A 21,464-nucleotide genomic window follows, 5' to 3' on the forward strand; every position below is an offset into this window, starting at 1 on the left:
TTTTTTTGATGATATAAAATTTTAACTCTTGAAAAGTTTTCTAAAAGAAGTATTACTAGAACTACATGATACCCAAGAAGAAATAAGTGATCTGATTTTTCTTGTGCCTAGTAAAAGAGCTGGTCTTTTTCTCAAAAAAGAGCTTTTAGAAATGTATACAGATCAAACTTTTTTTGCGCCAATTATTATTAGCATAGAAGAGTTTATCGCCAAACTATCAGGGCTTCAGCAAATAGATAATGTACAAACGTTATTTGAATTCTATGAAACATACCTAAATACTCATACTCATTTAGAAAAAGAAGATTTCGAAACCTTTGGTAACTGGGCGCAAACTCTGATTTATGATTTTAATGAAATTGATAGATATTGTATAGACCACAAAAGCTTTTTTACATATTTATCGGGGATACAAGATCTAAATCACTGGTATTTACAAAAAGAAAAGACCGAACTTGTCAAAAATTATATTAGCTTTTGGGAAAGCCTTATTGATTATTACAATAATTTTAAGGATAAACTTCTCGAACGAAAGGTTGGGTATCAAGGGCTATTGTATCGAAAAGCTTCAGAAGATATTAAAGCCTATATAAAAACCGAAAAAAAGAAACATATACTGCTTGGGTTTAATGCCCTAAACAATGCTGAACAAATAATTTTTCAATCACTTTTAGAGGCTGATATTGCCAAGATATATTGGGATGCAGATCGTTTTTTTGTTGAAAACACCTACCACGAAGCATCACTATTTCTCAGAATGTATAAAAATCAATGGGAGTACTTTAAGACTAAGCCATTCCAATGGGTACAAGATAATTTTTCTAAAGAAAAAGACATCTCACTAATAGGAGTACCTAAAAACATAGGTCAGGCAAAATCAATTAGTCAAATACTTACATCTATTCCCAAATCTGATATAGAAAAAACAGCACTAGTGCTTGCAGATGAAAGCTTATTACAGCCCTTGCTTAATTCACTTCCAAATACTGTCGAGGCTCTTAATATTACAATGGGATTGCCTCTTAAAGAAGTTCCAATAGCTGCTTTTTTTGAACAATTGTTTAATCTTCATAAAAATTACAACCACAAGGGATTTTATTATAAGTCGGTATTAGAAATCTTAAATAGCTTGCCGGCATATAGGATGCTTGGGTTTAGTACTACAGATCTAATCAATACAATTTCCAAAGAAAATATAATCTATGTAACTCTTGATAAATTGCAAGAACAGGCTTCTGACAAAGAAAAAGATGCACTAGAGCTATTGTTTGGGTCATGGAAAAATGTTCCTACGGCTTTGGATCAATGCAAGAAGATAATACTACAACTTAAAAATACTTTGGATAAAGAAAAGGATGAATTGGAGTTAGAGTATATATACCATTTTCATCTAGTATTTAATAAAGTTTTTACCCTGCATACTAATTATCAATATTTAAATACAATCGGAGCTTTATATACGCTGTATAAGGATGTTTTGATGACAGAGACCCTTGATTTTTCTGGTGAGCCATTTAGTGGTTTGCAACTTATGGGAATGTTAGAATCTCGTTGTCTGGATTTTGAAACCGTAATTATTACATCTGTCAATGAAGGGGTTCTACCAGCAGGTAAAAGTATGAATTCTTTTATTCCTTATGATTTAAAAAGAGCCTATAACCTCCCAACGTATAAAGAAAAAGATGCAATATATACATATCATTTCTATAGGTTGATTCAAAGAGCTAAAAAGGTATATCTGCTATACAACACAGAAGATGAAGGAGTAGGTGGAGGCGAAAAAAGTAGATTTTTACTTCAGTTGGACATCGATAAAAGACCAAATCATAAAATTACCAAATATACAGTATCAGCAGATGTACCTAAGTTGATCAAGACACCATTAGAGATTTGTAAAAATCAAGAAATAGTACAAAAACTAAAAGAGCTTGGTGTCCATGGATTGTCCCCTTCTGCTTTGACAAGTTATATAAGAAACCCAATGGATTTTTATTATAAATATGTGTTGGGTATTAAGGAAACAGAAGAAGTAGAAGAAACCATAGCAGCAAATACCCTAGGAACAGTAATCCATAATACGCTCGAAATATTTTATAAGCCTATCGAAGGAAAATTTCTTAGTGTTGTACACCTTAAAGAAATGAGGGAGAGGATTGATACTGAACTTCGTCATCAGTTTAAAGAAGAGTATAATAAGATGGATATTACGCAAGGTAAAAACCTTTTGATCTTTGAAGTTGCTAAACGTTATATCTATAATTTTTTACGAGAAGAAGAAAAACTACTACAAAAAGGAGCCCAATTAAAAATAGTATCCATAGAGAGCAATTTGAAGACAGAAATACAAATTCCTAACCTTGATTTTCCTATACATATCAAAGGGAAAGTAGACCGTATTGATGAGTTAGATGGACAAATTAGAATTATAGATTATAAGACAGGAAGAGTAAATAGAAATGATGTTGTTATCATGGATTGGAATGTAATTACCAGTGAGTATAAATATAGTAAAGTGATACAAGTCCTGGCATATGCATATATGCAACATAATGAAAACCCAATTTCAGAACCTTTTCAGGCAGGAATCATTTCATTTAAGAACCTCCAGGAAGGATACCTTAAATTTGGAACAAAAGAGAAGATAAGAGGCAAAGCAAATTATGAGATCACCAATGCCGTGTTTGAAAATTATCTTATAGAATTAAAAAAACTGATTTTGGAAATTTTTAATATTGAAATTCCATTTATACAAAAGGAAGTATAGATATGATAAATAGTAGAGATATTCGAATAGAAGGAAAACATCAAAAACCCATTTTAGCAGATGTTTTTTATAATGATGATAAGTCTAAAAAGCCAATTGTTATTTTCTGCCATGGATATAAAGGCTTTAAAGATTGGGGAGCTTGGAATTTGGTAGCTGAAGCTTTTGCAAATGCGGGAATGTTTTTTATAAAGTTTAATTTTTCGCATAATGGAGGTAATGCAGAACAACCTGTCGATTTTCCTGACCTTGAAGCTTTTGGGAATAATAATTATATCAAAGAATTAGATGATCTGGAAATTATCATAAATTGGGTTACTTCTTCTGGTTTCGAATTTAAAAATCAAATAGATACATCTAGTATTTCTTTGATTGGGCATTCGAGAGGAGGAGGAATAGCTATACTTAAAGCTGCCGAGGATTCGAGAATTACTAAATTGATTACCTGGGCAAGTGTCTCTGATTATAAAAAGAGATTTCCGAAAGGTGAGTCATTGGAAATTTGGAAAAATAATGGGGTGATGTACATTGGAAACGGTAGAACAAAACAACAAATGCCACATTATTTTCAATTTTATACATCCTTTATTGATAATGAAAAAAGGTTAACCATTGCTACTGCTGTAAAAAAGAATCAGATCCCGTATTTGATTATTCATGGTACAGAGGATCCAACAGTAGATGTGCAAGAAGGAAAACAAATATATGCTTGGAGTACAAAAGGTGAATTGTTTTTAATAAAAGGGGCAGATCACGTTTTTGGTGTAAAACACCCTTGGAATAAAGAGCAATTACCAAAGCATCTTAGTGAAATATTGCAAAAAACAATAGATTTTGTGAGTCTTTAACACATTCTTAAGCCATAAATGTAATAAACAATCATTTTTTTTCGTTTATTTGCCGTAATGAAGTTTAATAGACAAATACTTGCTTCTATATTCTTGGTGCTTTTTGGCATCATACTATTGGCAGACTTACACATTGTAGGACATGATGCCGATGATATCGATTGCTCTCTTTGTAAATTTACTTCAGATCATAATGATGATTTTACTTCTGAAGATATAGTTGTAACTCCTGTAGTTGTGCAGGTTCCAGCTGATATTGTTAGAACAACTTATGTGAATCGATATTTTGGTTCATCTACTTCATACACTTTTTTAAACAAGGCACCTCCTGTAGCCTAGTTTTCTATAATTTTAATTGACAATTAACTTGTAGTATATTCTATACTATATAGTATCTCTATTATTTTTTTACAGATGAAAAGACACACCTGGTTTTTGGTGTTTCTTCTCGGGATTAGCTTCTTATCCGCCCAAGAATGTGATAATACACTTTCTGGCAGAATCATAGATTTTCATGATGGAGTACCCTTAGAAGGCGCTAGAATAACATTTAACAATCGTACTATTGTGGCAGATGCTACAGGAACATATCATATCAACGGTTTATGCCCAACGACGTACGCCTTTACTATATCTCATGAAAAATGTAATTCTAAAGTAGTAACACTGGATATGGCAAAGGTTTCTTCTAAAGATTTCTATCTAGAGCATCATCTTAATGAATTAGAAGAGGTAAAAGTTAATGGAGCAAATAAAACCAAGACAACTTCTGCGCAAGAAGAAACTATAGGCTCTGATATTCTTGAGAAATATAGTAGTGCTTCTTTGGGTGATGCACTTAAAAATATTACAGGAGTTTCTTCTCTAAATACTGGGTCTACAATAGTAAAGCCTATAATTCAAGGGCTTAGCGGGAGCAGGGTATTAATTATGAATAATGGTGTCCGAATGCAAGATATGGAGTGGGGAGATGAGCATGCACCAAATATAGATATAAATACAGCCGGAAACGTTACGGTAGTAAAGGGAGCATCCGCATTAAAGTATGGTGGAGATGCAATAGGAGGAGTAGTTATTATGGAGCCGAATAAAGTACCTGCCAAAGATACATTATATGGAAAAACAGTTGTCTCAGGAGCTGTAAATGGTCGTGGAGGCTCAGTCTCTTCAGAACTTATAAAAGGATATGAAAACGGGTGGTTTCTTAAAGCCCAAGGAACAATAAAACGTTTTGGCGATGTAGAAGCACCAGATTATGTTCTCTCCAATACAGGGGTATTTGAAAAAGGAGCGTCCTTGTCTTTTGGTGTAAATAAATTTACTCATGGATGGGATGCGTACTATTCCTTTTTTAATAATGAAATTGGAGTACTGGCAACATCTCACATAGGTAATGTAGATGATCTTATTAGTGCTATTAATAGCCAGCAACCAGCGATTATTAGAGATTTTACCTATAAAATTAATAACCCTAGACAAGAAGTAACACATCATTTAGGACGATTACGATACTTTAAACGTTTTGAAGAACTTGGAAAATGGAATACGCAATATGATTTTCAATATAATCAACGATTTGAATATGATATTCGAAGAACAGAAGAACGTAGTAAAATACCAAGTATTGACCTTGAGCTAAAAACACATACATTAACTTCAGATTTTACCTTTGATTCTAATTCAGAGTTTTTGTGGAATATAGGAGGAGTGGTTAGATATCAGAATAATTTTGCTGATCCAAGTACAGGAGTACGAAGATTGATCCCTGATTATGATAAGTACGATGCAGGTGTATTTATTACAGGCGAATATGATTTAACGAATAATATCATATTGGATGGAGGGGTGCGATACGATTACAATCGTATGGATGCTCAAAAATTTTATTCAAAATCCCGATGGACTGAAAGAGGATATAATGTAGATTTTTCAGATTTTATTACAGGAGATTTTAATTCAGAATGGCTTACTAATCCAGTTTTTGATTATCATAGTATCTCAGGTACTATTGGAGCACAATATACCTATAAGGAAGATTATGAGTTTCGATTTAACTATGCCATGGCGCAACGTGCACCAAACCCATCAGAGCTATTTAGTGATGGTTTGCATCATTCTGCTGCCAGAATTGAGCTGGGAGATTTAAGAATTGATCAAGAGACTTCGCATAAAGTATCAATAAACTTGCAGAAAAACACAGATAAATGGGGTTGGGAAATTGCACCCTACGCCAATTTTATAAATGATTATATCCTACTCGAACCAGTAGATGTTCAGCTTTCGATACGTGGGGCGTTTCCTGTTTGGGATTATCGACAAACCGATGTTAGATTACTAGGAGTAGATGCAAAAGTTTATGCCAATTGGCATCAGGATTGGAGAACAGATCATAATTTCTCTCTAGTAAAGGGAAAAGAAAATAAAAGCGATACTCCATTAATTAATATACCAGCACCTAACTTTAATAATAGTGTTACCTATAAAAAGGAGGATTGGTTTGGATTAAACATTTCTGTTGAAAGTCAGTACTTTTTTGAACAAAATGAATATCCACCTAATTTAACAGTATTCTCTCCTCAACAACAAGAAAATGTATTGTTAGAGATTAATACACCACCGGCAGCGTATCATTTGCTGAATACAGATACAAGTATGGAGTTTTCTCTGGGAGAAAAAAATAAACTGAAAGTAGGATTAACAATAAATAATATATTAAATAAAAGTTACAGAAATTACCTAAACCGTCAGCGATATTTTGCAGATGATCTGGGTAGAAATTTTTTGTTAAGACTATCAATTAACTATTAAATTAAATTATAGAAGCAATGAACACAATCAAAATTTTATCAACGTTTGCAATCGGAGCAATTTTATTTACATCTTGTTCTAGTGATGATGATGCCCCTGTACAAGTTAACGAAGAAGAGCTAATAACAAAAATGACAGTATCTCTAGTAGGAGGAGGAGAAACAGTAACTCTAATTGTTACTGATGAAGATGGCGCAGATGGACCAGTTTCTCCAGAGGTTACTGTTTCAGGAAGTTTAAAAGAAAATACAACGTATAATGGGTCAGTAGTATTACTTAATGAATCTGAAAGTCCTGCAGAACTTATTAATGAAGAGATCGAAGCTGAAGCTGATGCGCATCAGTTCTTCTATGAAGCTAGCTCTGCATTAAACATAACAACGGCATACACGGATAAGGAGTCTGATTATAAAAAAGAAGATGGAACATCTTTTACTTCTACAAATCCAGTGGGACTGACATTTACAGTAGCGACAACCAGTGCAGGTACTGGCACTTTGACTGTGACTTTAAGACATGAACCTAATAAAAGTGCAAGTGGAGTGGCTAATGGAGATATTGCCAACGCAGGAGGAGAAACAGATATTACCCAAACTTTTGATATTACCGTAACACAATAATTGAAGCGTACTTGTTTATGTAAGTTGAGTTTGTGTAAAATTTGCATAACTAGTTTCAATTTTAACCCTCAGGAGTAGTTACCTGAGGGTTTTTAATTTTATATTATTTTAAAAAATAAATAGTGATAGAGCTAACATTGGTACAAGTTTTGATGTATTAAAAAACAATATACATGGGGGTAAGGTCATTTTTTAATAAAAGGGAATAGGGATATAGTAATAAAAATATTAAAAAGACCGTCTAAATCGTTAAAAATATTGACTTTCAGTGGATTAATGATAATAATTTTATGAAGATATTATAGCATCGTTAAATGTTAATTATCATCAAAAAATAGTTAAAAGATTTGGAATATTCCTCTTATATTAGATCTATAAAATATAACCGCTTAAACAATAAAATTGAAACTATCATAATTAGTATAAGTTGAGTTTGTGTTAAATACAATTAAGTTTCAATTCAGACCCCCAGGAGTAGTTACCCGGGGGTCGTTTTTTTTAAATATTGAGATTTGAGCTCAATTTTAGATGGTACTCTCCCACTTTTGTAACAATTGTAATCATTTTTATAGCAATTAATTCATTAATATATTTTTCTAAACTCTCAACGTAGCATATATAAATCATTTTAAAATCCAAAAAACCAAAAGAGGCTTAAAAATCTGATTTTGTGCATGTTGTAGACAACGAAATTCGTAGAAATACCAAAATAAGCTTTACATTGCTAATTATCGAATTAGAACAAAATTGGATAACTCAAAAGATAATAAATGTTTCCTCTCATGCAACCATTTGGTTTTGGGATTGTCAATAGTAAAGAACAATAAATAAAAGATAAAAAATGAAAAAAGTAATTCTGTTTACAGTATTTGTAATAACATCGTTTTTGATGGGTGCACAAGGTGCCTCAGAAAGCTCATCTCCGAAATATGAAGTAAAAGTTATTACTAGTGTAGAATCTATAGTTCCTAGTGGTTTGGGACGTTCGAGAATTATTTCTGCAAACGCAGAAAGAGACTATAAAGAGTTTACATCTGCACAGACAAAAGAAGATAATACACGTAATAAGTCTAAGAGAAAAGAAATTCGAGTTAAGGATTTCGAAGAAACGAAACTCCTGAATTTTTATAATATGGTAGGTATTCGTTTTCAGAATATAGCAGCAAATGATGCGGTAATCTCGTCAAAGATTACATCAATGTTGGCAGAAGGATGGGATCTGGTTTTTGTTACTAGTGCTGTAGAAAGTGATGCTGGAGAGCAAGATGGGAAAGGAATATTTATCACACGTTTTATCTTTAAGCGAGTGATACAATAGTGAGAATGCTCTATAAGGGAAAAAAGAATAAAAGAATCTATCATGTCTTGCTCTTTTGCTCAATAAGTTTACTACAACTACATGCGCAAAATACCAATTCTTTTTATGTAGATATGGGAGGTAGCTTTTCGACTTTTCAGGATGTAAAATACTCTAATGTGAGGTATAATGGATTTGGAGGAGAATTTGGGATGGGATACCAAAAAGAGAATCAAAAAGCGATATGGGGAGTTAATTTTAACGCTATGTTTACTTCGGAAAAGGCTGATAAACATAATGTTGGAACAGCTAGAACTAATAATTTGACAGTAGGGGCAAAATATCTGTATAATGTAAAGAGAAATTTATTTGTAGGAGCAACTTGGGATATACTCGATTTATATAAAAAAGATTTTGATGGTCTGCAGAATAATAGTGGATATGATATTATAGGAAGCACTTTATGGGCTTCGGGAGTTTACGACTATAAAAAATTCAGGTTTGGACTAGATGTAGGATTGGCTTCTTATTTCAGAGAAAGTAGAGGGTTCGCTTTTTCAGTACCTCAAAATGTAATGGAAAGTGGAGATTTTGACTATCAGAACGGCAAATTTGATGACCATTTTGCTTTTAAGTACTACGAGCTAAGAACAATGCCCAGACATTTTCAAGTAAGAACAACTATTCGATATCAACTGTCAAATAAATTTTCTATAGCTTATAAATGGCATCTAAGGAAGTTCTCTGAAGTAAAAAAATACCCAGTAACTTATGGTGCACATTCCATATCTATACGATATAATGTTTTTAATCGTATTAAATAAGGATGAAGTATTTAGTAAACCTTTTTTATAAATACATTATGATGAGATATCTAAAAACAAGTTTGTTTATACTTTTAGTCGGGTTCAGTTCTTGTGAAAAGGTTTTGATGGAACCTAATCCAGAAACTAATGCACTTGCCATATTTGATGAGTATACAACTCTGGTAGAAGAGAAATATGCTATGCTGGATTTTAAAAATGTGGATATAGAGACGTTGAAAAGTAGCCTAAGAACTAGAATCAATAATTCTACAAGCAATAAAGAACTTTTTGAAATAGTAGGAGAGGTTACCAAAAGTTTACGAGATGGTCATTCGAGTCTTATCGAAGATCAGGGTAATCCAAATAGCTTATTTGTGACTTTTGATCTGCAAGAAGGATATCCATTGGGGATTGACGAGTCTACTTTAGAGACTAGTTATGGTGTATATAGAACATATACGGATTATGCTACTGTATTTAACACAGAAATAAAACAATTAAAAGGAGAAGGAGTAATTAACAAAGCCATATGGGGTACCCTACCACAAGACAGAAAAGTTGGATATATTAGGATTCCTTCGTGGAGTGTTGAGATTTCGGATAAGGAAATTGAACAAATATTCACTGATATAAAAAATACAAAAGGTCTTATTTTTGATCTTCGTGGCAATGGTGGCGGAGACCCGGCTTTAGCGACCAAATTTGCTTCCTATTTTATAGATAAACCGATTTATAATGGCTATGAACGTTTTAAAGTCGGTCCTGGTACAAATGATTTTGCTAAGAGTCATATTACATTGCAACCGTCCAATAGTATCAATGAGTATATAAAACCTGTTATGGTACTAACAGACAGAAATGTGTATAGCGCTTCTACAACTTTTTTATATTCAATAGATCCAGTAGAAAGAATAAAAACGATTGGGCAAAAAACAGGAGGAGGTAGCGGGTCTGTAATTGATGGCTATTTAGCAAATGGATGGTATTGGAGCTTGTCTACGAGTGAATTTATTGATACCAAAGAAAGACATCTTGATGATGGTGTCGAACCAGATATTCCGGTAATACTTGATTTAGAGGATGTAACAAAAGATGAAGTAATAGAAAGAGCAATCTTAGAATTACAATAGAATAAAAGAATTGTTGGGGAGTTTCCAAAATCCAAAGTTGGTGATTTGGTGACAAAAAAGCTTGTAGATTCCTACAAGCTTTTTATTTTTTTGTCCCGTCCTGAAATAAGTCGATTTTTTGTCAACCTATTTTAGGACGACTCATGGAGATTGTACAGAATAGGTATTTCCAGAGCAGACAAAATTTTTAGGAATACAAAATAAACAGGTGCTAAAACAGTTTTAAGACAGCGAGACTACCATATTAAGATATCAAACTATGTAGAGTTCTAGCGGCGCTTTCTGCGGTTATATCACGTTGAGGAGAGCCAAACATTTCATATCCAACCATGAATTTTTTTACTGTAGCGCTTCGCAATAAAGGAGGATAAAAACTCATATGCCAATGCCAATGATAATAAGGTTCTCCATTAGTAGGAGCTTGATGTATGCCACTAGAATATGGAAAAGAACAATCAAATAATTTGTCATATGCTTTTGTTAATACAGAAATAGCCTCTGCATATGCGATTCTCTCGTCTGGATTCATTTCCATAATTGATGCTTGTTTTTTTATAGGGAGAATCATAGTTTCAAATGGCCATACTGCCCAAAAAGGAACTAGTATAATAAAATGTTTATTCTGAAATATGATACGCTCTTTTTTTTCTAATTCCTGAGTTATATAATCTTCTAACAGGGATTTTTTATGTTCAGAAAAGTATATTCGTTGATGGTTATCTTTTTTTATGATTTCATTTGGCAAACTCAATTGACTCCAGATTTGTCCATGAGGATGAGGGTTGCTACAGCCCATAACTGCACCTTTATTTTCAAAAATCTGTATATAATTAATATTGTCATGCGCTCCAAGGTTCTCATATTCTACCTGCCATTTTTTTATCACTTTTTCAATAGATTTTATGGACATTTGTGACAAGCTTTTTGAGTGATCAGGACTAAAGCATATTACTTTGCAGATTCCTGTTTCACTTTTGGCTTTAAACAAACCTTCATCAATAGAAAAAGAAGGCGATTCGTTTTGTAAAGCTGCAAAATCATTTTCAAAAACGAAAACATCTTTATATTCAGGATTTTTCTTTCCTCCGGCTCTGGTATTTCCTGAACACAAATAGCAGTTTTTATCATAAGTAGGTAAAGATTGCTTACTAATTTCTTCTTCCTGTCCTTGCCATGGTCTTTTTGCTCTATGGGGAGATACTAATACCCATTCTCCTGTAAGTGGATTGTATCGCTTGTGAGAATAATCTTGTAAATTGATGTCTAGCATGATGTATCTGCTATAATTTTCCAGTTACCATTTATTTTTTTGAAAATAATCATAAATACCCCATTTGCATTACCTGCGCTACGTTTTAAGTGATATTCTCCCATTACAAAATAGGACTCATTATCAATTCTTGAAATGTCGTTAATAACAAAGGATAATTTTCCTGTGTGCGCTTTAGTAGGATATCTTTTCTTATAGTTTGTCAGTGTATTATTCCATCCGTAGGTCAATCCTTTGCTCCCATAAAATTTTAAAGAATCTGATTTCCAATACCCTTCCATAAAACCTTCTAAATCATGATTAGACCAAGATTGTTCTTGTGCTTTAAGAATGGATATAATTTGCTGCTTATCAGATTTTTCATCTGAGTTTACTTTTTGATTGCAGCTAGTTAAGCCTATAACGAGCCATAGGATAAACAAATATTTCATTATCATATTATTCGATTTTATATGTTCCTTGGGAGATTTGTAATTCATATTGACTTAAATTTTTATTAAACTGCTCATAGTATAAAGGAGTGATGGTATTGATAAATGCATCAACTGTTCCTTTTTTAATTATATTTATAGTGCAACCTCCAAATCCACCACCCATCATTCGGGCTCCTAATATATTGGGGTTTTGTTTTGCTTGATCGATTAAAAAATCTAGTTCAGGACAACTTACTTTATATTGATTTTGTAATCCTTTGTGGGATTCAAAAAGTAATCTTCCCAGCTCTGTAAAATCATTATTTGTAAGCGCTTTTGATGCCCTAAGAACCCTGTCGTTTTCTTCAAGCACGAATAAAGCTTTTTGATAATCCTCGCTAGTAATTTTTTCTTTTACTGCATGCAATTTTTCATAGCTTGCTTCTCTTAGAGTGGATACGCCCATATGTTTAGCAATAGTTTCACAGGTAGATCTCCTTTGATTATAAGCACTTTCAGCAAGACTATGTTTAACATTGGTGTTGATTAATAGAATATCATAACCTTCGAAATTGATAGGAAAATAAGTGACGTTAAGATCTCTGCAGTCCAAAAGTAGCGCTTGATTTTTTTTTCCAAACATACTACTATATTGATCCATAATACCGCATTGCACACCAGCGTAATTATGCTCTGCTTTCTGAGAAACATGCACCATTTCTTCTTTAGTAAACTCAAGGTTAAATAATTCGTTTAATCCGAAAACAATACTGTTTTCTAATGCGGCGGAAGAAGACAATCCGGATCCAGGAGGGATATTGCCAGCTAAAACCAAATCAAAATTATAAATGATTCTACCTTCTTTTAGAACCTCGGCAATGACCCCCAGGACATAATTTTTCCATCCTCCATTTTTGATGGGTTTGATCTTTTGTAAGGAAAATTCAAATGCTTCATCGGCATCCATGGCATAAGCTGTACAATGATTCTTGTTGTTTTTTTGTATTCCAGAAACGATACCTTTATCAATCGCGGCCGGAAAAACAAACCCATGGTTATAATCCGTATGCTCTCCTATGATATTGATTCGTCCAGGAGAAAAGGATAATATAGGTTCTGCATCGAACCGTTTTAAAAAAGTAGATTTTACTTTTTGGATTAGTGAGTCATTGATCATTTATGGAGAGTATATTATAAGTTATATTTAGAGGTAATTAGTGTTGTCCTTGGTAGTAATAATACACATAGAAGCATGTTTTTTTTAATTAGTAATTTTTCATGTAATCTTCGTTGAAAATTTTGTTTAAATAGAAAATAAGTTCTTTTGCGTTTTCGGTTGTAAAAATAATCGGTGGCTTAATCTTTAACACATTATGATCAGGACCATCTATACTCATTAATATCCCATAGTCTTTAATTCTGTTAGCCAAATAATCTGCATAGCCTGGTAGAGGTTGGGTGTTTTTGTCAACCAGTTCAAAACCAAGAAATAATCCTTGACCTCTGACATCTCCAATAATTGGATATTTTAGAGCCAATCTTTTAAGCTCTTCTTTAAGAAACTCTCCTACCTTAAGAGCATGCTGTTGTAGGTTTTTATCCTTTACTACCTTTAAAACAGCGGTTCCTATGGCAGAAGAAACCGGGTTGCCTCCAAATGTGTTAAAGTACTCCATTCCATTAGCAAATTTGTCTGCCACTTCTTGTGTACAGACCACAGCTGCCAATGGATGACCATTACCCAATGGTTTTCCAATCGTAACAATATCCGGGATAACATCATACAATTGAAATCCCCAAAAAGCTTTTCCTACTCTTCCACATCCTACCTGTACTTCATCAGATATGCATAATCCACCTTCAGCACGAGTGTATTTGTAGGCTTTATTCAAGAAACCTTCGGGTAATTCGATCTGACCACCACAGCTTATAATGGGCTCTACAATAAAGGCTCCTACTTTCCTGCCTTTTTTGCGTATTGTTTCAAGACATTTCTGAACCTCAAATGCGTATTTATCGCCTGTGTTTTTTCCTCGATATTTTCCTCGATAAGCATCAGGGAGCGGAAAAACATGAGTGTGCTCAGGAGCACCGTGCCCTCCTTTACCATCGAATTTATATGAACTGATATCAATACACATATTGGCGTTTCCGTGATAACCGATTTCTGAAGCTATAATATCGCGTTCTCCCGTGGCAGCTTTAACCATTCTGATCGCTAATTCATTTGCCTCGCTCCCTGAATTGACAAAATGAACTACATTTAATTCGGAAGGAAGAGTTTCCAGTAACTCTTTTGTTAATTGATTGATGTTATCGTGTAGATAACGAGAATTGGTATTAATTAGAGCCATTTGTTCCTGACCAGCCCTAACCACATTATAATTTTCGTGCCCCACATGAGCAACATTATTGACAGTGTCCAAATATTTTCTGCCGTATTGGTCGATTAGATATTGTCCTGCCCCTCGAACCATTTTGATGGGTACTTTATATTGTAAACTCAGACTCTTACCCAAATGCTTTTTTCTATATGAAATTAGTTCTTCATTGGTAATCGTTTCTTGAGAGTTTAATTTTTTTAATTTGAATAAGAGATTTGGATCAGGACATAATCCTTTCCATACCTCTATTTGGTTATAGTATGCTACTCCAGGAAAGTCTACAGTATAGCTTAGTGTAGAAAGCATGATCTGAAAATGTAAATGTGGAGCCCAGTTACCGTTTTGAGATGGGTCTCCCAAGAATCCGATGCACTCCCCTTTTTTTATAATTTCTCCAGGTTGTTTTTGTAAAATACTATCCTTTGTAAGATGCCCGTATAGGGTATAAAATTCTATAGATTCTTGTTTGTGCTTTACTATAATTAAACCTCCATAGTTTTTATCTCCTGTGTCATTAAAAGAAGTTACAACTTCTCCATCTAATAGGGCATGAACCGGTGTACTTGCCGGAAGCCAAAAATCAATTCCTAGATGAACCGTTCTGCTTTCTCGTCCATTATTTCCTATTTTGTCATATGAATCTGATGTGTATAAAGCTCTTGGTTCTAAGTATCCTCCTGCAATAATTTTATTAGGATTTTCTTTTTGAAGACGATCAATCTTAAACTGAAATATATCCAAATCATTAAATTCTTCCTGATGCCCTATCCATGTACTGGATATACTTAGATCTAATAACTGTATATCGTGTTTTTGTACTGTTGGAAATAGTTCTGACAACGAATAATTATTGTTTTTTGCCCAGATCCTGAAAGCTTCTTCATGGGGATGTGTCCTGTACCTACAGATATTTCTAAAACTATAATATGCATATTCTTCATCGATCTCTACCCATTTTTTAAGTACTTTCCAGGCAGGTTTTTCACTAATTAATAAGTATTCATTATCAGGTTCGTTAATTTTATTAATTGCAGATTTAGTTACAGAAGTAACCAGCCGCATGGCTATAGCGATGTACAGATGTTTTAATTCATCTTCTTTTAATGGAAAAGTAGAATGATACCCCTGTATGATTGGTAAAGATGCTTCTAACGGATCGTTGTGATTCATTATGGCGTAGGCACAAGTTACTGCTAGATCATTAATAATCTGAGTATATATTGCATCTCCATAATCGATTGCTGCTTGAACCTTAGGGTGAATAAGATCTTCTGAAACAATAACATTATTATCATTGGCATCATTATGCACAACAGCTTTTCTTAGCTTACTATATGAATCTTGAATAGATGTAAACTTGTCTTGGAAAAAAAGAATAATGTTTTTTTCTTCTCCTTTGAATAAATTAAGGTGTTTTGTGGTCCATAATGACTGAGCAATATCCCAAGCAAATATTCGATGAGCCTTTGGATGATCAAATCCCTGCAAAGCATTTGTTAACAACCCACATTGTTCTCCCAGGCTATGTCTTAGAGAATTAAGTTGAGGATTTACACTACTCCATATTCTTCCACTTACCCATGATAGCAAGCGGATTTTTCTTGGAGTATTAGTGTCATCAACAATTTCGGATATGATATTACCTTGTTTGTCTCGTATTATTTTTGGGGCTATAAGATTCTTGTCATTTAATGCAACATATTCTAATAATTGTTGCTGGTAATTGAGGTAATCGATATCTTCATCTGGTCTTGATATTTTAAGAATATACCCATCTCCATTTTCAGTTTTTATTCTGAAATTAAAATCAATTTCTCCGGGAAGAGATGAAGCTTTTCCATTAATACCATATAATCGCAGCAAAATTTCTTCTGCTTTATCCGGGGTAATTTGTAAAGTTAAATATTTGGTCATTTACTCTTTATAATTGCAGTGTTATATTATATGACGGTCGTAAGAAAATTGTGCACGACGTATATGTCGTATTTTGTTTTCTTCGTATTGAAAATCAACATCTAAGATATTGATGTTTTTGGAATAAATGTATTGATAAAATTTCAATATTAATAGATTTTAAGACCTGATAATTGAATTGAATTTGGTTTGTATTTTAAGTGGTTTAGGATATTGTTTTATTTAGTAAATAGTATTCATTAATAAGTGTTTTTGTTCCAGTTGTATGGTTTGCGTTTTATCCACAGACCTCTGGTAAAATCGGGAAAATCTTGAGGAGCACCATTGTTTTCTATTGAAGCTTCAGAAAGTGGTGTAATTGCACTCCATGCGGCAGCATCATAGGCATCTAATGGAGGTGCAATGTTTTGTTTTGCTGATTCTACGAATGCATTGAGAACAAAAAAATCCATGCCACCATGCCCAGATCCAGTAGCATATTGTCCATGTTTTTTCCATAAAGGATGATCGTATTTTTTGAGCCATTCATCAGCTGTATCCCATTTATGAGGCTTAGATTTTCCTTCAATATAAATTCTATTACCATCAACCTCCCAAAGACCATTAGCACCTTGTACTCTAAACCCTAATGAATATGGTCTGGGTAAATTACAATCGTGTGTTACAATAATAGTTTCACCTTTTGCGGTTTCTATGGTCGTGGTTATTACATCTCCTTGTTTAAATTTTATTTTTGAGTTTTGATGTTCCTTACCCCCATTTTTAACAATATAATTATGAAGCCCTATTGCTTTTGTGGCATTAGAAGTTAATGATATAAAACGATTACCTCTATTGATATCGCAGAGGGTAGCAATTGGTCCAACTCCATGTGTTGGATAGACATCTCCATTTCTAAGCACAGAGTGGTTAGTTCTCCATTTGGCTTCGGATAATGCTTTTTCTCCAAATTCGACACCCCCACCATAAGGTTGCAAACCATTATTAAACTTTACTTTTCTTAAATCATGTTGATAACCACATCTAAAATGTACTAGTTCTCCAAACACATTTTGTTTTACCATATTTAGCACGGCTAAAACGTCTCTTCGGTAATTTACATTTTCTAGAATCATGAGATGAGATCCTGTTGTTTCGTGGGTGTTAACCAGATCCCAGCATTCTTCTAAAGTATTGGCTGCCGAGACCTCTAGTCCGGTATATTTTCCTGCTTTCATTGAGTCTACAGCCATTTTTGTATGCCATAACCAAGGCGTTGCTATAATTACTGCATCTACCTCATCTAATTCTAATAGGTTTCTATAGTCATACTCTGAATCACCAAAAACTTTTGGTTTTTTTAAACCGGCATCTTCAATTTTTTGCAATGCTATTTTTATGCGTTTTGGGTCAATATCACATATGGCAGTCACCTCTATGTCTTTTCTGAGTAAACTATTTTGTAAATGATTTGTTCCTCGAAGTCCTACACCAATAAATGCGAGCCTAAGCTTTGGATCGTTGGCAGTGGTCATAGCACCAAGTGCACTACCAGAAATCATAGATATACCAGCACTGGCTATGGCTGTTTTTTTTATAAAGTTTCTTCTTGAGTTCATTTTTTGATAAATTAAATTGTTTATGTAATGGATAAAAGTGAGATGAAAATGATTGTAGTTCTAAAAGATTATTTTTGGGTCGCTTTCTTCTAGCGTATTATTAATAATTGTGGTTAGTATATGTACTATGACTGTAATTGTTCTCATTTAGATCTTTAGTGTGGTTTTTTAGAATTAATTTTTATCAATGATAATTTGTCATTGTTTCGAGCAACTAGCACCGCTTTGGTTTTGCCAATGGTGATGAGTTGAGCATCTTTTACATCACCTCCTGCCCATAAATTGATTTTGTTATTGGGGATAAACTCAAATTGTTTGTTTGAGTTACCCTGAAGGAAGAAGCCATAATTTGCATCATTTCTTGGTGTTTCGACTTCTGAACCATATAGATTGCCTAATAATAAGATATCGCTGTTCTGATCACCATTAAAATCATGGATTAAAATTTTATTGACAGAAGATAGCTGAGCCCTATTTTCAAAAGGTTTAAACTTAAATTTGCCATCTTCGTTTTTTAATATTGCTGAGGCAAAATAGGTTGCTTTGTATGTAATGCCTGCGTTTAACTTTTCACCGTATATTTCATTTATACTTGCCGATCCAAAATCATTATAGGTCTTAAATTTTTTCTTTACAAAAGGCATTTGGATAGAGGTGCATTCTCTTCCTCTCACAGGATATACTTGATTTTTTTGACTATACCCTAGTACGATATCATTTGTGCCATTATTGTCAAAATCATTAATGTACATAAAGAAAGGTTTGTTGAAATTAGCTTTGTATTTATAATTTAGACCTAGATTTCCAGCTATAATATCAAGATCCCCGTCGGCATCGATATCATCTACCTCTATTGAGCTCCACCAACCTATATGTTCAGACAGCCCATACTTTTTGGATTGGTTTTTGAAAATTCCAGAATCGTTTATAAACAATTCTATGGATCCCCATTCATTGGTAATAAATAAATCACTATCTCCATCTTTATCTATGTCAGCCCATGTTGAAGCGGTGATCATTGTATGTTCTACCAGTTCGGGAATTATTTTTTTTGTAACATCTACAAAGTTTATTTTCTCATTGGTAGAGTTGTTTTGTAATAGATAGCTATTTACCAGATGCCCGTAAGCTCCAGGTTTTATTCTACCCCCAATAAACAGGTCTATGTCCCCGTCATTGTCATAGTCAGAAGTAGAAATTCTTAATCCGCTTGATTTGATATTTGGTATGGCAGTAAGGTTTTTTACAAAATTTCCATGACCTTTGTTTTCGTATAATCTGTCTGCGTAGTATTTATCATTAGGCATGTTTTCTATACCACCACTAATCACATATAGATCTTGATCACCATCATTATCAGCATCAAAAAAAATAGCTCCTACATCTTCGTGTTTTTTATCCAAGGCAAATACTTTAGTGTTTTTGGAAAAAGTGCCTGAAGGATTTTGAAGATACAAAGTGCTCGAGTGATCTTTTGCTCCTCCAATAAAAAAATCATCTAATCCATCACTATTTACATCTGCTACTGCAAGTGCAGGACCAAGTTGAGACATTCTGTGAGGTAACAAAGTTTCTTTTTCAAAATCATCAAAATCGTTTTCTTTGTGTACGAAATTTATACCTGATTGGCTTGTAATATCAGTAAATAAGGCTGTCGAAATTGTATCAATGTTTTTCTTCTGGGAAGTCTTCTTGTCGTTGTAAGAAACCGTAATAGTTTGGTTAGGTTTTATATTTTTGACTAGATGGCTGGTATTGTCATTCCAGATGACTTTTATACTATCTATAACTAGATCTTTATTAATTCCAAAATGAATAACATCTGCCATAGCCGATTGAAAACCACGGGTAAAATGATTTTCTACAGTTTGTTTTGATGATTTAGTATAAAGTATGACTTTTGCTCCTAATGCATTAATGTTTTGATGGTTTCCTACTAGCTTTACTTTTAAATAATTGTTTTGGTTTGAATTGTTTTGATATATATATGAAATGCCGGCAGAGTTATTAACTACAATATCAATAGCTCCATCATTATCAAAATCAGCATAAGCTGCTCCATTAGAGTTTGTTGCGCTTTGCTTTAAGATTAACTTTTTAAAGGTTAAATCACCATTATTTAAATAGAAGTAATTCTTTTTCTTTCTTGTTGGCATTTTGGATAAGATGTCGCCTATGTAACTTTTGGGGTCTATTTTTTTATTTTTTATGACTTCGGCCTGTTTGGCTTTTCTGTAATTAACAAAGTCATTATTCCTAAAATCTCCTTTAATTCCGTTTGAGATAAATAAATCTTTATACCCATCATTATTCATGTCAAAAAATAGTGGTGCCCAACTCCAATCGGTACTCGATACTCCTGACAATTGTCCTATATCAGAAAACATAGGAGTATTTGTTTTTTTATCCACCCCATTGTTTAATTGTAAGGTGTTATACATATACTGATGATGTAGACCTAGTTTTGTGTTTTTGTAAAACTTTTTTGGACGCATTCCGCTCATACTAGTCTTTTGAGAAAAGTTGTCTTCTGCCATCATGTCAACAGCCATAATATCCAATAGACCATCATTGTTTATATCAGCAATATCATTACCCATAGAAAAGTTGGACATATGCCCGAATGCTTGTAAGGAAGCTTCTCTAAAAGTTCCATTTTTATTGTTGATATATAAGTAGTCTTTTTCTGAAAAATCATTTCCTACATATATATCAGGCCAGTTATCATTGTTTAGATCTGATACTGTAACCCCTAATCCATAACCGATCATGTTATGTATAATATTGGCTTGATCAGTAACATCAATGTATTTTCCGTGATCGTTTTTATAAAGGCGATTACCTCTGTGTCTTGATTTTTGAGAAATAAGATTTTCTAAGTTATTTTCATCATATACTTCTATGCCATGATTTAATAAAAACATATCCAGGTCACCATCTTTATCATAATCAAAGAAAGTGGCTTGAGTGGTAAAATCTGGGAAATCTAATCCATATTTTTGTGCTTGATTTTCGAAAATAGGTACACCACTTGCATTTGCACCTTTGTTAATAAGTAGCTCATTTCTTCTTTTATCAGGATCTTTTATTTTTCCTGATTTACAATAATAGATGTCCATTAAGCCATCATTGTTAATATCAACAACAGTAACACCTGTTCCAAAACCATATCCTCCTCCTGCATTTGCAGTTTTCGCTACATTCTTAAATTTCATATTGCCCATATTAAGATATAGAGCATTAGCTTTAGTGCTATGAACAAAATAAATATCTACTAATTCATCATTATTAAAATCTGCAACTGCCACACCGCCTCCATTGTAGTAATACTCATAAAAAAGTCCATTGTTGTTAAGATTTTCTTTAAGTTCATTTAAGAAAAAAATACCCGTTTTGCTTGAAGGTAAGACTGTAAATGATTCTTTTGGTTTTACAGCAGGAATGATATTGCTATTGTTTAGGCTTTCTTCCTGTTTTTTACAGGCATAAATAGAAAGAAAAATTAGGACATATAATTTTAATTTTCTCATAGTAGTATATCATTACTGTTTATGGTAGGAATCCATTTCGTTTTAACGTAAATGGATTCCTTTGGCTAACTCAAATAAATTA

At 33.3% G+C, this 21,464-nt stretch carries 14 protein-coding genes; 8 read left to right on the forward strand and 6 right to left on the reverse strand.

Going from position 1 to position 21,464, the window contains the following annotated elements:
• Positions 1-28 precede the first annotated feature (28 nt).
• The 8 genes from C1X07_RS06530 to C1X07_RS06565 all read left to right on the forward strand — a co-directional run bounded on the left by C1X07_RS06530 (position 29) and on the right by C1X07_RS06565 (position 10,273).
• On the forward strand, positions 29-2,764 hold the full coding sequence (locus C1X07_RS06530) for a PD-(D/E)XK nuclease family protein (RefSeq protein ID WP_103069179.1): 2,736 nt from the start codon (positions 29-31) through the stop codon (positions 2,762-2,764).
• 2 nt (positions 2,765-2,766) lie between these two features.
• Positions 2,767-3,612 (forward strand): alpha/beta hydrolase family protein, encoded by an 846-nt coding sequence (locus C1X07_RS06535; RefSeq protein WP_103069180.1) that lies wholly within the window; start codon positions 2,767-2,769, stop codon positions 3,610-3,612.
• Positions 3,613-3,669: 57 nt separating this feature from the next.
• Entirely contained in the window at positions 3,670-3,951 is a 282-nt protein-coding gene (locus C1X07_RS06540; protein WP_103069181.1) for a hypothetical protein, read from the forward strand.
• A 75-nt stretch (positions 3,952-4,026) separates the two neighbouring features.
• Positions 4,027-6,420, forward strand: a complete 2,394-nt coding sequence (locus tag C1X07_RS06545) for a TonB-dependent receptor (RefSeq protein ID WP_103069182.1) — start codon at positions 4,027-4,029, stop codon at positions 6,418-6,420.
• 17 nt (positions 6,421-6,437) lie between these two features.
• Positions 6,438-7,040 (forward strand): type 1 periplasmic binding fold superfamily protein, encoded by a 603-nt coding sequence (locus tag C1X07_RS06550; protein WP_103069183.1) that lies wholly within the window; start codon positions 6,438-6,440, stop codon positions 7,038-7,040.
• 889 nt (positions 7,041-7,929) lie between these two features.
• Complete coding sequence (locus C1X07_RS06555; RefSeq protein ID WP_103069609.1) at positions 7,930-8,358, forward strand: hypothetical protein; 429 nt, start codon at positions 7,930-7,932, stop codon at positions 8,356-8,358.
• A 5-nt stretch (positions 8,359-8,363) separates the two neighbouring features.
• Positions 8,364-9,161, forward strand: a complete 798-nt coding sequence (locus C1X07_RS06560) for a hypothetical protein (RefSeq protein WP_103069184.1) — start codon at positions 8,364-8,366, stop codon at positions 9,159-9,161.
• Between the two features lie 38 nt (positions 9,162-9,199).
• A complete protein-coding gene (locus C1X07_RS06565) occupies positions 9,200-10,273 on the forward strand; it encodes a S41 family peptidase (protein ID WP_164914109.1) in 1,074 nt (357 codons plus the stop codon).
• A gap of 244 nt (positions 10,274-10,517) precedes the next feature.
• On the opposite strand, the gene C1X07_RS06570 is transcribed toward C1X07_RS06565, so the two are convergent.
• The 6 genes from C1X07_RS06570 to C1X07_RS06595 all read right to left on the reverse strand — a co-directional run bounded on the left by C1X07_RS06570 (position 10,518) and on the right by C1X07_RS06595 (position 21,382).
• A complete protein-coding gene (locus C1X07_RS06570; RefSeq protein WP_103069186.1) occupies positions 10,518-11,543 on the reverse strand; it encodes a UDP-glucose--hexose-1-phosphate uridylyltransferase in 1,026 nt (341 codons plus the stop codon).
• The gene (locus C1X07_RS06575; RefSeq protein WP_317046072.1) at positions 11,537-11,980 is read right to left on the reverse strand and encodes a YybH family protein; all 444 of its coding nucleotides are present in this window, start codon (positions 11,978-11,980) and stop codon (positions 11,537-11,539) included. Before C1X07_RS06575 ends, C1X07_RS06570 begins: the two co-directional genes overlap by 7 nt.
• A 1-nt stretch (position 11,981) precedes the next feature.
• The gene (gene galK, locus C1X07_RS06580) at positions 11,982-13,133 is read right to left on the reverse strand and encodes a galactokinase (RefSeq protein WP_103069187.1); all 1,152 of its coding nucleotides are present in this window, start codon (positions 13,131-13,133) and stop codon (positions 11,982-11,984) included.
• A gap of 88 nt (positions 13,134-13,221) precedes the next feature.
• On the reverse strand, positions 13,222-16,254 hold the full coding sequence (locus tag C1X07_RS06585) for an aminotransferase class III-fold pyridoxal phosphate-dependent enzyme (protein ID WP_103069188.1): 3,033 nt from the start codon (positions 16,252-16,254) through the stop codon (positions 13,222-13,224).
• 239 nt (positions 16,255-16,493) lie between these two features.
• Entirely contained in the window at positions 16,494-17,852 is a 1,359-nt protein-coding gene (locus C1X07_RS06590) for a Gfo/Idh/MocA family protein (RefSeq protein ID WP_103069189.1), read from the reverse strand.
• A gap of 155 nt (positions 17,853-18,007) precedes the next feature.
• Positions 18,008-21,382 carry a VCBS repeat-containing protein gene (locus C1X07_RS06595; RefSeq protein WP_103069190.1) on the reverse strand — a complete coding sequence of 1,125 codons (3,375 nt, stop codon included), beginning with the start codon at positions 21,380-21,382 and terminating at the stop codon, positions 18,008-18,010.
• Positions 21,383-21,464 lie beyond the last annotated feature (82 nt).

The organism is Aquimarina sediminis (assembly GCF_002895435.1).
In the GTDB taxonomy this organism is placed as follows: domain Bacteria; phylum Bacteroidota; class Bacteroidia; order Flavobacteriales; family Flavobacteriaceae; genus Aquimarina; species Aquimarina sediminis.